Genomic DNA, 15,309 nt, shown 5'->3' on the forward strand with positions numbered 1-15,309 from the left:
CAAACCGAACCGCAAATGCAGCCTGCTCCCCCCTACCCGCCTCAACACCAAAACCGGCAGCCAGGCATTGAATCAGACATGAGTCCGAGACCCGTATTTGACAACCCCGATTACAAGGGCAGCGGCAAGCTTAAGGACAAAGTAGCGATTATTACCGGTGGAGACAGCGGCCAAGGGCGTGCCATTGCTCTAGCCTTCGCCAAAGAAGGTGCGGATGTGGTCGTTGTTTATTTGAACGAGCATACGGATGCGGCCGAGACCCAACAGCTTGTAGAACAAAAAGGCCGCCGCTGCATAACCATCGCTGGAGATATAGGTAGCGAAACGTTTTGCCAGCAGGTGGTAAAGCAAACGATCGAGCATTTCGGCAAGCTTCATATTTTGGTCAACAACGCAGCGGAGCAGCATGTCCGGAACGGTCTCGAAACGATCACCTCCGAACAAATGGAAACAACATTCCGCACGAACTTCTTTTCCATCTTTTACTTAACGAAGGCTGCTTTACCACATTTGAAACAAGGCGCTTCTATCGTTAACGCCGCATCGCTAACGGCTTATGAAGGAAACGAACAGTTAATGGATTACTCGGCAACCAAGGGAGCGATCGTAGCTTTCACACGCTCCTTGTCCAAATCGCTCCACAGTAAAGGCATACGCGTTAACGGAGTTGTTCCGGGTACGATCTGGACCCCCCTCATTCCTGCTTCCTTTCCAGCGGAGCAAGTGGCCAATTGGGGTGCAACGACCCCGATGAAGCGTGCAGGGCAGCCGTATGAAGTCGCACCCGCATATGTATATTTGGCTTCGGACGATTCTTCTTACGTATCCGGGCAGTTTATTCATGTCACCGGCGGGGTCATTATGAACGGGTAGCTAAGCTATATCCAGAGTTGAAATATTTCTACGGAGACAATAAAAATGAGAAACCTAGTAAACCTTCTCCTACGTCCCATCATTGCGGCTTTAGTCATTTTGACCATAGCTGACTATCCTGTTCATGCCGATCCGCCCTTGCCGATTGTCGCTGAACAAGGAATGTACATTATAGAAGTTTACCCGCAGCACCATCAAATGATCGTACGGGTTCAAGGGCAAATATACAAAACGTATCCCATAGCCGTCGGCAATCCGTCCACTCCTACCCCAGTGGGAGAATATCAAATTGTCTATAAAGGGAAAGATTGGGCTCCTTCCTTTGGCCCGCGCTGGCTTGGTTTAAACGTCCCGTGGGGAAATTATGGAATTCACGGAACCAATAGGCCTGACTCTATTGGACAGCATTTGAGTCATGGATGCATCCGAATGCGCAATAGGGATGTCAAAGAATTATATGAGTTGATACCTATTGGCACCATTGTCAAAATTAACGGGCATGTGTTGGGAGATTCGAATCATGAGCCGAGAGATTTAGCGGAGGACGACGTCGGAGGTGACGTGCAGCTCATTCAGTCCCGTCTAAAAAGTGCCGGTTATTTCAAGGGAATATGTAACGGCAAGTTCCGTTCGGACACAACTGCTGCAATAAAGCAATTCCAACGGGATCGCGGACTGGCTCCTAACGGTATCGTCACTGTAAAGGTGTACGAACAACTGGGATTGCTGGAATGAAGAAACCGTACATTGGTACTAACCTATCAGCTCTAATCATATTCTTATAGAAAAATGAGAAGGAGCGGACCGTTAATTGATAAATGTTAAGGTTAGTTTACGACCTATTGCAAGTAGGTTAAACCTGCCCACTGTTTTGAAAACAGCTATACTCCCTGGGGACTCTATGGAAAGATTATTTATTGCAACCCAGGTTGGCGAGATCTTTTACATAGGGAACGGCGTTATAAGGACATTCTTAGATATTCGCCCACAAATAATCAAGCTGGGTGCCTCCAGCGGTGGATATGATGAACGGGGCTTGCTAGGGCTGGCATTTCATCCGAATTTTTATTTTAACGGTCTGTTTTATCTTCATTATTCAGTGGCGGGAACCCAAGGTCCAGGCGCTCTTCCCGGTGCATTTGAATCCTTTAAGCCTAACCCGTGTGATTCTAATACTCTAAATATGAAGTGGGTAAATAGAGAAAATCATTATGATCATATTGATACCGTTGAAGAATGGATTTTACAATCGAATGGTCAACCTCATAAAAAGCGGACATTGCTGTATATACGAAGACCGTTTTTAAATCATAATGGTGTCAATAGCTTAAATTTTTCACCAGAAACAGGGAATCTTGTTTTAACAACCGGAGATGGCGGATCGGGCTATGATCCATTTAATTTAAGCCAAGATGATATGGAAATCGCGGGTAAAATTATTGAAATGGATGTCGGAAAGAATACATTTATCGATAATCCTCCCGTTGTTACACGGTTTAATGAGCTGCCGCTTCCTATCCAGGAAACGCTTACGGTCATTGCAAAAGGAGTCCGCAATATTCCTGGCATTTCATTTCAAAGGTTCTATAACCACTACATTAAATATATAGGAAATGTCGGACAGGATCTCGTTGAGACGATTTTCTCATTCATTCATTATAAACGTATGCCGGTTACTCGGCTTGTTCAAGCTTTTATCATGAATACCGGGCTGGACCAAGAAGGATTTATTAACTTTGGCTGGAGAGGATGGGAAGGCGCCTTTCCTACTTCGATTATAAAAGGCTGCTCTTCGAATTCGGAGTTGAATGAGAAAACAATTGCTTATTACGATGAAGCGATAAAAACTTCGGTTCAGCGTCTTCAGCCTTTACTTAGTTATTATCATAAAGAACCGCGACCCGGTAAGTTTGGAGCCACTTCACTTACAGGAGTCCAGCCCTATATGGGAAAGGATATCCCCCAATTAGCAGGAAACGTTGTGTTTACCGATCTGGCACGGGCTTCTCAACTTCCGGTAAGAGGGGTTTTAGCTTATACCAAGGTAAGGACGGATTGTAATCTTAATGATTTTGGATTTATCGAACCAGACTATGATTTTGGAGATCAATCAGCTTATTACGTTAGCTTAGGGACAAATCTGAATCAATCCAGTCTTTACTTAGGGGTTAATGGATCAATGAAAGTAACTGATTCCAACCAAGGTACTGTTTTTGAAATTATTCCATAATCCTATGTGAGAAAGCCTCCATCCGGTTATCCCGTATGGAGGTCTTTTGCTGTAAATTTCCCTATTGAATTCAATTCAATTGATAGCCTTGCTATCAAGACGGCCTCTGGCAGCAGCGTAGAGATCAATCCATTGCGAAACTATGTCCGGCGTCAGATCATCAAAATCCAGGAAGCGATGCAGCTCCGGGTAGGATTCGACAAACGAGGGCTGATCGTACAAAGAGTCCACATCATAGCTGTTCGCCTGCATGCGATGTATACAATACTTGTATACGTATATGATGCTTTGATCGTGTCCCCATTCCAGGCTCCCGTCCACCGCATATTTCAGAAAGGTCGACGATTGACTCCCCCAGCTCGACTCAGCTATTGGAAATATGGATGGCTGTGCATCCAATAATCGTTCCTTAAGAACGCTGTCGGGCAGATTCAGGCAAAACGCCAGGATGAATAGATCGTACAGAAGATCGTGCCCGATTATGGCGGAATTTTGTTTCAGGAAATAGATCGTTCGGTTTTGACTGCGCGGCAATATCCGATTACGCCAATAATAACCCAAAAGCAAGAAGTTAAGGCCGATTCTCAGATGGGCTGCTGCTGTTTTTGCGCAGCCTGTTTCTACAAGCCGTCTGGCTTTATCAAGCTGCAGATCGGCTTGCTTCAGCATCTCCTCTTCCTTCATCGACACGATACTATCATCAAATAAAAAGGAATCGTACAGATGCATGAATGGTGCTAATACTTGCTCCGGGTCGTGCAAGATTTTACATTGGTAAATCTGAATTGGAAATGCCAGCAACGAACGGTCAGGACCCTGCCACTCGTTAACGAACGCCTCCAGCTTGCCCCTTGTTAACTGAATGATCTCTACGCCCATCCCGTCTATGTAATTGAAGTGCTGAAGCTCTTCAATGCGCTGCTCAACGACAAGACACAGCTCCAAATCGGAATGCTCCCATATTTGTCCCCTGCCTACGCTGCCGCAAAGCGCAATCGCGACGACTCTCGGATGGCTTCGGAATGAATCGGCGATCCGATTCGCTTTCTCGTACAGCTCAGTTTCCCAGCTCATTTCATCTCTCCGCTTCTTACTGGTATCCAGGTTATAATGGAATTCATGTAAAGGTTAGCAGATTACTTCTTCGCTTCATTGATTCGTTTCTCTGCCGCTTCCGTTGCTTCTCTGAGGGCAGTGTTCACGTCTTTATCGCCCTTCTCTACATTCGTAAACGCTTTGTTATATTCGCTCGACACAATGGAATCGTATTTATGCATCACGCCCTTTGGTGCCGGCTTGGAATTGAATACGGGACTCATGTTTTTCCCCTGGAAGACAGGCATGGCTTCTCCGAAATGCTTATTAATATCACTATTGTTGGAAGAGGTCAGAAAGCCGTTTTTAACTAATTCCAGCTGAGGCTGCTCTGACAAGAGATACAGAATGACCTGGAATGCGGCTTCTTTATTCTTACTGCTGCTGGTTACATGCAGATTGTGCGAATCGACGCCCATAGCGACTCCCGGAGCTTCCTTAAGGCTTGGGATCTGAACCATATCCCAGTTGAATTTCTCCCCCTTCGCCTCCAGCTCGGCAATCCACGAAGGAACATCCGCGTACATCGGCCACATGGCAAGATTTTTGTCCTTCAGGAACGCGTCCTTAGCTGCTTTTCTTTCTTGATTGCCCGGTATTTTGTACAAGCTCAGCAGCAATTCGTAGGAGCGCTTAAAGCCCTCTGCCTGGAGCAGCGCCGGCTTCTCTGTCTTGGCATCCACAAAGCCAAGTGACAGCTGGCCGGTAAAGCTGCTTAACGAGTGGTCAAGTCCACGGTACTGGACACCGTTATACATGCGGGTCAGCCGTTTCGACTGCTCGATCACTTCTTCCCAGGTCATGCCGTCCTTCGGATACGGTTCTCCGAACTTATCGAATATATCTTTATTGTAGTACAGCGCCGACCAGTTTACCCAGAACGGCAGTCCTACGATTTGCCCGTTGTCTCCGATTTGCTTGATCGTATCCATAGCGGGCTGATTCAGCTTGCTCAGATCGACGTTATACTTTTTAATCAGATCGCTCATATCGTAAAGCAGCCCCAGCTCCTTGTATTCATTTAATCTGGGCGGGCTGTTATACAGGATATCGGGGAAGGTCTCGGCAACGACCAGCTCGCTTGGATTCGTCCCTTTCCCTTTGCGGATAAGCTCAAGCTTAACATTAGGAAACTTTTGGGTTACCGGATCAATGATAAATTTCTTGTACCATTCATCGGGAAGGCTGATATCTACATACATCGAGAGATTCGCAGTGATATTGGTGTCATAGGTGGTAGTCTTCGTCGTCTCCTTCGGCTGGTCGACAGCCTGTCCGGGAGTTTCTTTCCCTCCTGAACAGCCTGCTGCAACCGTAAGGAGCAAGGCGGAGGTGACCGCCAGATGCATCCTCTTTTTCCAATCCTTCGTGATCTTCATACTCTATTCCTCCTTCTATTTTCTTGCATTTTTCCACCCCTGTGATGTTCAAGGATTGACCTGCATGGTCTGATAACTTACATACTACTAGCAGGAAATACATTCGTCTTTGTGGAAAGCGCTTACCATTTGTCATTTTTTCCAATCGCTTTTACTCATCTCCATGTCGACACACTCTATTGCTCTAGGTTCCGGCAGGCAGTTATTTAAGAAATACCTTATTACGAAAAAAATAAACGGCACCTGTGAGGTCACCGTTTGTTGGGCTTTGCTGTATTCTTGTTTATTTCATACCAAGTTTCCTTGTCTCGTTATCGGACTCTTCACCCTCACCTAAAATCTTAGCAGTTAGTACCCCGAAGACAAGAGACCAAACCGGGGCGGCAACGCCTAGAAAGGTAACATTCGAAATGGCGATAGCAAACGCGAATACCGTGGAATACCGGTAGTTGCTTTCTGAAAAAGCGGACTGCAAGCTGTTCATCAGCACACCTATTAACGTAAAACCAGCTATAATAGTAATAAATTCCATTGGAAGTATCTCGATTATTAATACAGTCCCCCATGCAAACAGCCCAAATAACAGTACGAGCGCTCCAGATAGGACTGCTGCCCAATAACGTTGGTGCCGGGGTCCGGCATCCTCTTGACTGCATACGGCACTCATCATCCCTCCGACTGTGGCGGCGTGTCCTCCGAACAAACCGACAATGACAGTTGCAAGCCCGGAGATGATCAAAATCTTATTCACCGGCAGTTCATACCCGTTTTTGCGGAGAGCGACCAAAGCCACAGCAATATCGTTGCTCAGGATCAGTATCGCTACCGGTATGGTTATGGATACAAAAGCATTGACAGTAAACGCAGGGATGATCGTTGATGGCCATACAACTACCATCTCCTGTAACGGAGGAAAGGATGAGCTGATAAGCAGTCCGATAATGCCGAATCCAAGCACGCCAATGATTGGAGGGATTTTTTTCGAAACCTTCGGCATAATCAAAAATCCGGCAACAGCAAATAATCCTATAACGGGTGCATGTTTGATGGCAGGAACCATTTTGACAATGTAATTCAGTACAAGACCGGCCAGCATGGCATCAAGCATCGGTCTCGGGATAAAGCGCAGCCATTTGACGAAGAGGCCGGTAGCTCCCACGATAGCGATTAAGATTCCGGCCAATATGTAGCTCCCAGCCAGCTCAGATAACGAAAAGCCGGCGGCCGCAGTGCTCAGAAAGGCTGCAGCGGTAATCGAGTGGGCTCCTGCTATCGGGATTTTGAAAATAAGCGGGAGTATCAAATTTAACAGCCCGCCGAGAAAGTAAATCGCGAATATCCACGAAATCAATTGCGGCCGACTAAAGCCGGCGGCGTTCGCGGCATCGATCACAAGGATTACCGCCCCCGTGCAAGCCATAAGCGCTGATAAAATGCCGTTTGATATGTTTTGCGTATTCAAGTTGTGTTACCTCCAGTAAATCATGCTACTGGAATTTATCATACCTCAGTTATATCGGAGGCGGCAAAGCTTATTATTAAATCTCTATTTGTACTCCATGAGCTAGATCCGGCCGATCAGCTTCACCTGGCTGAATAGTCCATACGGCTGAAGGACATAGCCCGGCGTGTATCCGCTGCCCTCTTGACGGAAGGAGCTCCAGCTCGTCGTAGCCCCTCCGCCTCGTGGAACGGGACGAACATATTGCGCGGGCTTCCCATCACTTCGATGTCGAGCCGATTCGCCCCCGGCTGCAAATTCGAGGTCAGATCGACACCGTCCGCTGCTTTCCACGGCACATGACCGGCAGTTTCACCATTCACTCGGATTTCAACGGTCACTGCCGACCACTCGCCTAGCTGCAGCAGAACCCGCCTTCCTTAGGCTGATAATTGCAGTAAAGGCTGAGATCGTGAATGGGCGGCTGCGGTGCTACACAAGCTTCAAACAGGCAGATTCGAAGCTGTACGTCATCTTGTCCATGGAAGACGTGACCGAAACAGAGACAGCAGAAGCCCTAGTGGTAGAGAGGCGACCCGTGACGGCTGCAGAATGGGCTCAGACACTAGGATCAGGATGGCCATATGTGCCGGCGGCGAACGGCGACAAGCTGTACGGTGCGTTCGGCCCGTCCTTCCGCTTCAGCGGCACTCAGCCGAATGTGCTGACGCTCGACCGCTGCTCTTACAAGCTTGGCGCCGATGCAGCTGCAGCCGGGCCGGCTGGTCGAGCGAGATGGACCTGCGCAGCCGTATGTCTCGGAAATGACATAAGGGCGGCCGTATTGGTTCGCGACGCTCGTACACTGCTCGTACACTGCTTCACCGTGAGCTGCTCATCTGTCTGCTCCGACAGCATATCGATGCCCGGAACATGCTGATGCCGGTAATGCGGCATAATCGAGGCGGCAACCCGGGTAGCGACGCCAAGGGCACTCTCCCATAAATAGTGGCCCGTAAAGGCTAGTCCGTTGGCCTCGCACCATTCCCCCAACTGCCGGGAATAGCGTCGCAAAACTTGTCGGACACCGTCCGTCACGTCCCACCCTCTTACCGAATAAAAAAAAGCACCAACTCTAATTAGGAGTCAGTGCATTGGGTTTAAATTTGCTTACATTAAGGAATCACTTAATCGTCTGTTCACGGATAAATTTGTTTAGATTTTCTTGAGCATTCCGTAAAGCGGTATTAACGTCAACGCCTTTTAACAGCATATCGTTCGCCGCTCCGTTAATAATGCTTCTCCCCTTCTGATCGAATTTGGTATGTTCATGCATCCCTGGCTGAATGATAAAGAACGCATTGATATTTTTTCCTTTCAAGAACGGCAAATCAGCCCCGTAATCCTTCTTGATTTGCTCCGTTTTTTTCAAAACCGTCATTCTTCCGGTCTTCTGGAATGAGTTCTGGACTTCCTCGCTAGCTATGTAGGATAAAACTTGAAAAGCCTGATCCTTATATTTACTTGTATTGGTTATAATCAGGTTGTGGGTCTCGGCCTGCCAGGCAACTCCTTTTCCTTTGTCAAAGGTAGGGATCGTAACCATATCCCAGTTCATTTCTTGTCCGCTCTTATACAATTTATCCAGCTCGCCGATGACATCCGCACCCCAGTAGCCCGCCATAGCGACATTTTTTTCTTTAAAAAACATACTGTATGTATTTGCTACTTTCCCGTCATTGATATATCCGGGAGCGGAATGGACTGCTTTGTATTGGTTCAATACGCGCTGCCAGCCATCTGTCTGCAAATCGGCTTCCTTTGTTTCCTTATTTACGTAAGGCAACGAAAGCCCCATAGCCATACGGTCGGCTCCTCCAGTATAAAGGCCGAGATATTGAGCGCTTCCGTCACTTCGGGTCATTTTATTGGCCAAGCCGATCGTTTCATCCCAAGTCATGCCGTCCTGCGGGTAAGGGACTCCAAATTTGTCGAAAACATCTTTGTTATAAAATAAAGCAGGAATATTCATCCTAAAAGGAAGCGCTGTCATTTCTCCTTTTTCACTAAACTTTTTGACGGCATCAATAGTAACCGGATCATACTTGGATAGATCTACACCGAACTTTTTGATGTACGGGTTAAGATCTTCATTAATTTTTAACTCCTGCAAGGCTGGGATACCAGGTAAACCGGCCATTAAAATATCCGGGACATCGTTGGCTGTAATCATATCCTCCAGTTTGCCCGTGACCATCTGTACGGTAATATGAGGATATTTCTTTTGTACATGCTCTACGAAATAGGACTGAAATTCTTCCTGAGTAAAGCCTCCGTAAGCTACCATGAACTTAAGCGTTACAGGCTCCGTACTGATCTCCGCCAGATTCGCGCTTTTCCCGGCGGATTGCGTTTCCACGCGCTGCTGCCCTGTGCAGCCATTCAATAGCATCGGCACCAGCAGCAGTGCTGTGGCAGTACTTACGATTCCCTTTTTCACTTGGATCCCTCCAGAACGAATGTGATAAACTTCCGCTTCATTCATGATGCAGACCGGTAAGCTTTCATTAATGGAGTCTTGAAGACAAGTCTAATGTAAACGCTATCATAAATAGCGGTAGCACGGCGCCATGAGGACGTTTGACATCCAACAGCGCCTGTCTTGGGAACAACCTTGCTTCGCCAAGCGATAACGGATTTCGAAACGGTTCTCCTCCTTTCGTTTACCTAAATATTAATTAAATAACAATTAATTCCTTTCGCTGATGTCTATTATGTCCTAAACTTTCCGTCTCGTCAACTACATGTTATTTAATTAACTTAATAGTTAATTTAAACTCCGATTATCCCGATCCCCCAAACGTAAGTACGCGTTCGTCCATTATTAACAAAAAAAGATAGAGCCTTTTCAGAAGCAATCTGAAGACTCTATCCTTTTAAATATTAGATGAAGACGCTGCGCCAGCCTGAATAAAAAAGTCTCCCTCTGCGGTTTATACAGAAGGAGACTTTCCTCTAGGCAAAGCATCACATCTCTAGGGTCGGTACACTGACCGTTACTTTCGTACCCAAGCCAACCGTACTCTCGATGCTTAACTCTGTGCCGTACATAAATTTCAGCCTTTTACGGATGTTTAGCAGCCCTACGCCTGAACGGGAAACTGTTTCGCCATCCGGCTCTCGTGTCAACAGCTGCATCAACCTATGCTGTTCTATCCCAACACCGTTATCTTCGACTTCGATTTCATATTGACCTCCTGCTTCGGAGGCTTTTACACGCACGACACCGCCTTCCAGTCGGCTTCCGATACCATGCCGAATCGCATTTTCAACAAGCGGCTGAATAAGCAAAGGCGGGAGCATAACATCTCTTACGGATTCACTGATCTCGTATTCGATGCGGATGCGATCCTTAAATCTTGCCTTTTCGATTTCGACGTACGATTCAATCAAGGCGAGCTCGTTGCTGAACGGGACCCCCTTCTGAATGTTGCTGAAGGAGAAGCTTCCTCTCATATAATCGGCGAGGTCCGTTATTAGCTTTCTCGACTTCGTCGCATCCGTGTAGCTAAGCGCCATAATCGTATTTAATACGTTATACAAGAAATGCGGCTTAATTTGAGATTGAAGAAACGCGACCTCCAGATCAACCATCTTGCCCACCGACTCTTTCATGACAAGCAGGCTTTTGACGCGCGCTTTTAATTCCGCTGCATCGAATGGCTTCGGCAAATAATCGTTGGCCCCCGACTCGAACGCGACAATTTTATCCTCAGGCTGAATCGAGGCCGTCACCATAAGGACTGGAAGCTCCAAGAGACTGTACTTTTTGCGAAGCTCCCGCACCACATCGAATCCCGACAACCCAGGCAGCATCAGATCAAGGATGACCAGATCAATGGAATGCCCTCCATCGATTTGCTGCAAGGCTTCCTCCCCGTCCTTCACGGCGATGACTTTGTAGTCCAGCCGCTCTAACGGATCAATTAACACTTTCAAATTGGAGAATTGGTCGTCGACCAGCAAAATCGTAAATGTCCCTTCTCGCTCGGATACATAGGGTGTCATGAAAGAATAGCTTTGCTCGGTTGCATTGCGCAACTCACTGGGCGCATTGTCGCCAATGCGGGATTCTGCATCCTCCATCTCAGTGTATTCCGCTGCGGACGGCAGACTAAATGTGAATACCGATCCTTCTCCTTTGACGGACATTACCCGAATATCGCCCTGCTGCAGCTCCAGCAGCTGCTTTACTATCGGCAGGCCCAGTCCGAAGCTTTGATTGGAATCGATCTTCAGCGATTTGAACGGCTCGAATATGACAGGCAAATCCTGTGCATCAATACCGATTCCCGTATCTTTGACGGATATGACGATCATCCCGTTATGCTCGGCTGCTTGCACTTCAATCGTGCCATGTTCCGTATACTTCACTGCATTATCCAGCAAATTGCTGATAATTTGCCGGAAACGGCTAGGATCGGCCAATACGAATGGAAGCTCGTTCGGTACGTTGTTGATGAGCTGCACCTGTTTATCTCCGGTCATAAAAACGAAAATTTTCAAAGTAACTTCTACCGCCGATCGCACATGAATCGGAACAGGATTTACCGTCATTTCCCCTTGTTTTAATTTTGAAAAGTCCAATATATCGTATACAAGCATAGATAACCGTTTTGCAACCGTAGTAATAATTCCGAGGCTTTCCTTTTGCTGCGCCGTTAAAGGATACCGGTGGTCTTCCAGCACGGACTGGGCAATGTTCATCATGCCATGGAGCGGCGTTTTGAACTCGTGTGCCGTCTTCGTCAAAAATTCATCCTTCAGCTTATCGGCCTGAATGAGCTGGATCGACAGCTGCTCGTTCTGCTTGAACGCATTCGAGAAACGAAGCGACATGAGCAAGGTCAGCATCAGCAGGAACAAAAACGGTTCTATCGGCGGAAACGTGAATAGCGGCACGAAGAAATAAACATTCAAATTTTGCACAAAAGCATAAAGGTTGAGCGCGACTGCGGCAACCGCCAAATACAAGCTTCCTTCCACTTTTTGCCGGGCAGCCAGTATAAACACATACAACGCATAAAAAATCGGGAAAACCGCATAAAACGTCGATACCGGCTGCATAGCCGCTTGCTGGAAATAGGAGAAAAACAACGCATACCCGATCGTTAAAATACATCCGATAACCAGCATAAACCATATGATTCGCCTGGAGCAATAACTCCGAAAGCCTGTATAAATATAAAGGCAAAACGACATGCCGACTCCGACGACCGAGAGATATTGGAGGCGCAGGAACAGCCATCCCGGCAAGGATTGGACGAGCTCATACACCACTCTCTCGCCCCTCATTGACGTAAAAGCGCCAGTAAACAAACAAATCAAGCCAAACATGAAGATGGACGGATCATTTCTCCGTTGAGTATATAAGCCGACGAAGTACACGCCTACCATCATGAAGGCCGTAAGCCTTATCCAATCATAGGCCATCGCTTTACTTTGGATCTTCGAGATCTGTTCGGCGTACCCGATGTAAATAGAATGATTTATCCCGCTGCTTGCCGGAAAATCATAATTCGAAACTTGAACAATAACTTCATTGGTTCCCCGCTTCAAAGTAAAAAAACCGGCAAATGGCTTATTCCGCGCATCATATGCCCGGTTATTAGCAGGATCTCCGCTCTTCCCGATTAGTTGGCCATTCACATAAATATGGTTAGCCATAGGGATCGACAATGTTTTTAACCCGTATAAGCGGTTATCTTCCTCGTTTTGGATGAGCAGCCGATACGTTGCGCTGCCGAAGGTGCTCATTTGGTCCGACCATGATCCCGGCACGGCAATCATCCGAGGAGCGGGCACACTTCCCTCAGCAAAATTTTGCGCGAACAATAACTGATTGGGATAAAACTCCCACTGGCAGTCGAGCTTCATTACGCCTTCTTCGGCGAAACGCCAGGGTTGTAAATCGAGCACACCATGCTCCGCCTTCGGCGCTCCGTCATCGTTAAGCTTCAATATCCAAGGGATCGTTCCGTACGTGCACACGACCATAGCAACTGTAATTAAAAGTGCTGCTATCTTCTGTTTCACGCGCCGCTCCTGATTCGGAAATGGGAAGAAGTTAACTGCTGGTACAACGCAGCGGTCTCCGGCTCCAATTCGACACCGAGACGCTCGCGTACCTCATGCTCCAGCTGCCGGTATACTTTAATCGCCTCATTGCGATCCCCCATCTCCATATGCAGCTTCATCAGCTCCCGGCTATCCTGCTCGGAATCCGGAGAAATCGCTACACTCCTGCGCAGACACTCGAGCGCATAAGAGCGCTGGTCATTGCTTTTGAAAAAATGAGCGAGCCTGCGAAGCGCATGCACATATTTGTCCGCCAGCTTATCGCGCCTGTGGTACGCCCAAATAAAGTCACAGTCTTCCAGGTAATCCCCCTTGTACAGAGCCATGATCCGCTCCAGACGCGGTACGCCAAGCCCCGTATCTTCCAGCGTTTTGTCGAGCAGCTGTTCCAGCTCGGTTGCATCGCAAACGAGGCTGCCGCAATCAAGCGAATAACCATGGGCCGTCTTACGAACAGTTAACGGCAAGCCGCTCTCCCGTATATTTTTTCTAAGCAGCGATATGCACGTATGCAAATAGGTCCTTGCCTTCTCGGCATTCGATTCCGGCCATAGCGTCTCCATAATGACGGTACTCTCTACGGTTTGACCGGATCGGTGGACAAGCAGTGCGCACAGCTCCTTTTCCTTGTTCGTCCGCCATGACAATTGCGTACTTTCGCTCTGCCCGAGCTTAACCGAGAAGCTGCCCATACAGCAGATTCTCGGGCTACCGCTCTCTTCATATCCTCCAGACCGTCCTGCTACAGCTTCTTCAATCCGCTTAAACGAATGATGCAGCCTATCCTGTTTAATCGGTTTCAACAAATAGTCGAGCGAATGAATTTCAAACGCTTCGACAGCATACTCGGCATAAGCCGTTGTAAAAATAATATGCAAACCAGGGTGGGCCGTCTGAATGGCGCGCGCCACGTCCACGCCTTTCATACCCGGCATTTCAATATCCAAGAAGACAGCGTCCACTTGCCGCTGTTTGATTTCCTCAACGGCTTGCAGCGGATTCATATATTTACCGACAATGTCCACATTGCCGAGCTCGCACAGCATAATTTCCAGCATATCCAGCGCGAGCTCCTCATCATCAACCAGTACGACGCGAATCATCAATGCTCCCCCATTGCCCAAAGCTCTCATTTGTATGTGAGTAATTAATTCGACAAAATCAGACGATGTCCTGCTCTTTTTTTTCCACGAATAACCAAGATACTAGGTCCAACTACCTTGACAACCGGGGATAAAAAAAAGAAAAAGCCGCATCCCATGCGACTTCTATATTTGGTGCATAATTCATTGCTCTACTGTTAATGTTGCCTGACCTTTCACCAGCTTCTCCTCGGTACCGGTGCCTGCGATTGGCGAATAGACACAGCAATGCAGGTCTTCGTTGCCGTTAATATGGCCAAAGGTGTTGATTTCGAACGACAACTCACCAAAGTCCGGGTGGTTCAGCAGAAAAGGCTGCGTCTGCTTCTCTTTGACATTGTGACGATCCCACCGGGCGGCGAATTCTGCACTTTCCTTGGAAAGTCTTTGGACGAACGTCTCGTACCACGGGTCCCCCTTCGACTGCCCATGATACGAGCGGAGGATAGCGGCGCTATATCCGGCAAAATCTTCCCAGTTCAGAACTCGGTTCCGTAAATACGGATTCATGAAGAGGGACCAGACCATGTTGCGGCCCATCACAGGGTCTTCCAGGAAGTCATATAAGAAACGAGGCGCCTGGCGGTTCCACGCGATAATTTCGGTCCGGCGATTGACAATGATGGAGGGATACGGCAGCTGGTCGATGATCTTCTGCAGTCCCGGTTCGATCGGCGAAGCAAGCTGTTGTTCGGACCAATCCGGAAGATCGCCAAACCCCGACAGCCGCATGACATGCAGCCTCTCGTCATGAGACAGGAGCAGCGCTCTGGCGATACTCTCCATTACTTCCCTGGAAGCAGCCACGTCTCTTCCCTGCTCCAGCCACGTGTACCATGTGGTGCTGACATTCGCCATTTCCGCGACTTCTTCCCTGCGAAGTCCGGGGGTTCTCCTTCTGCCGTATCCCCCGGTGATGCCGACATCCGCCGGTTGAAGCCTTTCTCTGCGCGATTTTAAGAACTCCCCGAGCAGACTCCGGGTTTGCGTCATTTAAGCAGCACCTCCGTG

12 protein-coding genes are annotated in these 15,309 nt (G+C 47.9%); 3 read left to right on the forward strand and 9 right to left on the reverse strand.

Features of this window, described 5'->3' with window-relative positions:
• Positions 1-15: 15 nt before the first annotated feature.
• The 3 genes from DVH26_RS22060 to DVH26_RS22070 all read left to right on the forward strand — a co-directional run bounded on the left by DVH26_RS22060 (position 16) and on the right by DVH26_RS22070 (position 3,103).
• Positions 16-873 (forward strand): SDR family oxidoreductase, encoded by an 858-nt coding sequence (locus DVH26_RS22060; RefSeq protein ID WP_239635454.1) that lies wholly within the window; start codon positions 16-18, stop codon positions 871-873.
• 45 nt (positions 874-918) lie between these two features.
• On the forward strand, positions 919-1,608 hold the full coding sequence (locus DVH26_RS22065) for a L,D-transpeptidase family protein (RefSeq protein WP_239625428.1): 690 nt from the start codon (positions 919-921) through the stop codon (positions 1,606-1,608).
• 76 nt (positions 1,609-1,684) lie between these two features.
• Positions 1,685-3,103 carry a PQQ-dependent sugar dehydrogenase gene (locus tag DVH26_RS22070; RefSeq protein WP_239625430.1) on the forward strand — a complete coding sequence of 473 codons (1,419 nt, stop codon included), beginning with the start codon at positions 1,685-1,687 and terminating at the stop codon, positions 3,101-3,103.
• A gap of 75 nt (positions 3,104-3,178) precedes the next feature.
• Here the strand turns inward: DVH26_RS22070 and DVH26_RS22075 are convergent, their stop codons facing one another.
• The 9 genes from DVH26_RS22075 to DVH26_RS22115 form a co-directional block, all read right to left on the reverse strand.
• Positions 3,179-4,177 carry a nucleotidyltransferase domain-containing protein gene (locus DVH26_RS22075; RefSeq protein WP_239625433.1) on the reverse strand — a complete coding sequence of 333 codons (999 nt, stop codon included), beginning with the start codon at positions 4,175-4,177 and terminating at the stop codon, positions 3,179-3,181.
• A gap of 62 nt (positions 4,178-4,239) precedes the next feature.
• The gene (locus tag DVH26_RS22080; RefSeq protein ID WP_239625436.1) at positions 4,240-5,577 is read right to left on the reverse strand and encodes an ABC transporter substrate-binding protein; all 1,338 of its coding nucleotides are present in this window, start codon (positions 5,575-5,577) and stop codon (positions 4,240-4,242) included.
• A gap of 283 nt (positions 5,578-5,860) precedes the next feature.
• A complete protein-coding gene (locus DVH26_RS22085; protein ID WP_239625439.1) occupies positions 5,861-7,039 on the reverse strand; it encodes a benzoate/H(+) symporter BenE family transporter in 1,179 nt (392 codons plus the stop codon).
• A gap of 122 nt (positions 7,040-7,161) precedes the next feature.
• A complete protein-coding gene (locus DVH26_RS22090) occupies positions 7,162-7,419 on the reverse strand; it encodes a hypothetical protein (RefSeq protein ID WP_239625441.1) in 258 nt (85 codons plus the stop codon).
• Between the two features lie 343 nt (positions 7,420-7,762).
• Entirely contained in the window at positions 7,763-8,116 is a 354-nt protein-coding gene (locus DVH26_RS22095; protein ID WP_239625444.1) for a hypothetical protein, read from the reverse strand.
• An 85-nt stretch (positions 8,117-8,201) separates the two neighbouring features.
• Positions 8,202-9,518, reverse strand: coding sequence for an ABC transporter substrate-binding protein (locus DVH26_RS22100; RefSeq protein WP_239625447.1), 1,317 nt, complete (start codon positions 9,516-9,518; stop codon positions 8,202-8,204).
• A 527-nt stretch (positions 9,519-10,045) separates the two neighbouring features.
• Positions 10,046-13,114 carry an ATP-binding protein gene (locus DVH26_RS22105; RefSeq protein ID WP_239625449.1) on the reverse strand — a complete coding sequence of 1,023 codons (3,069 nt, stop codon included), beginning with the start codon at positions 13,112-13,114 and terminating at the stop codon, positions 10,046-10,048.
• Positions 13,111-14,259, reverse strand: a complete 1,149-nt coding sequence (locus DVH26_RS22110; protein WP_239625452.1) for a response regulator — start codon at positions 14,257-14,259, stop codon at positions 13,111-13,113. The genes DVH26_RS22105 and DVH26_RS22110 overlap by 4 nt, the downstream gene beginning before the upstream one ends.
• 183 nt (positions 14,260-14,442) lie before the next feature.
• Positions 14,443-15,291: a helix-turn-helix transcriptional regulator gene (locus DVH26_RS22115; RefSeq protein WP_239625455.1), complete on the reverse strand. Its 849-nt coding sequence runs from the start codon at positions 15,289-15,291 to the stop codon at positions 14,443-14,445.
• Between the last annotated feature and the right edge of the window lie 18 nt (positions 15,292-15,309).

Origin of the sequence: Paenibacillus sp. H1-7 (genome assembly GCF_022354825.1) — a bacterium.
Classification (GTDB): Bacteria; Bacillota; Bacilli; order Paenibacillales; family NBRC-103111; genus Paenibacillus_S.

What these genes read in the sequence shown, in the direction of transcription:
- DVH26_RS22075 (WP_239625433.1), bottom strand. Translation starts at nt 4,177, where the DNA reads ATGAGCTGGGAAACTGAGCTGTACGAGAAAGCGAATCGGATCGCCGAT.
- DVH26_RS22060 (WP_239635454.1), top strand. Translation starts at nt 16, where the DNA reads ATGCAGCCTGCTCCCCCCTACCCGCCTCAACACCAAAACCGGCAGCCA.
- DVH26_RS22080 (WP_239625436.1), bottom strand. Translation starts at nt 5,577, where the DNA reads ATGAAGATCACGAAGGATTGGAAAAAGAGGATGCATCTGGCGGTCACC.
- DVH26_RS22110 (WP_239625452.1), bottom strand. Translation starts at nt 14,259, where the DNA reads ATGATTCGCGTCGTACTGGTTGATGATGAGGAGCTCGCGCTGGATATG.
- DVH26_RS22065 (WP_239625428.1), top strand. Translation starts at nt 919, where the DNA reads ATGAGAAACCTAGTAAACCTTCTCCTACGTCCCATCATTGCGGCTTTA.
- DVH26_RS22115 (WP_239625455.1), bottom strand. Translation starts at nt 15,291, where the DNA reads ATGACGCAAACCCGGAGTCTGCTCGGGGAGTTCTTAAAATCGCGCAGA.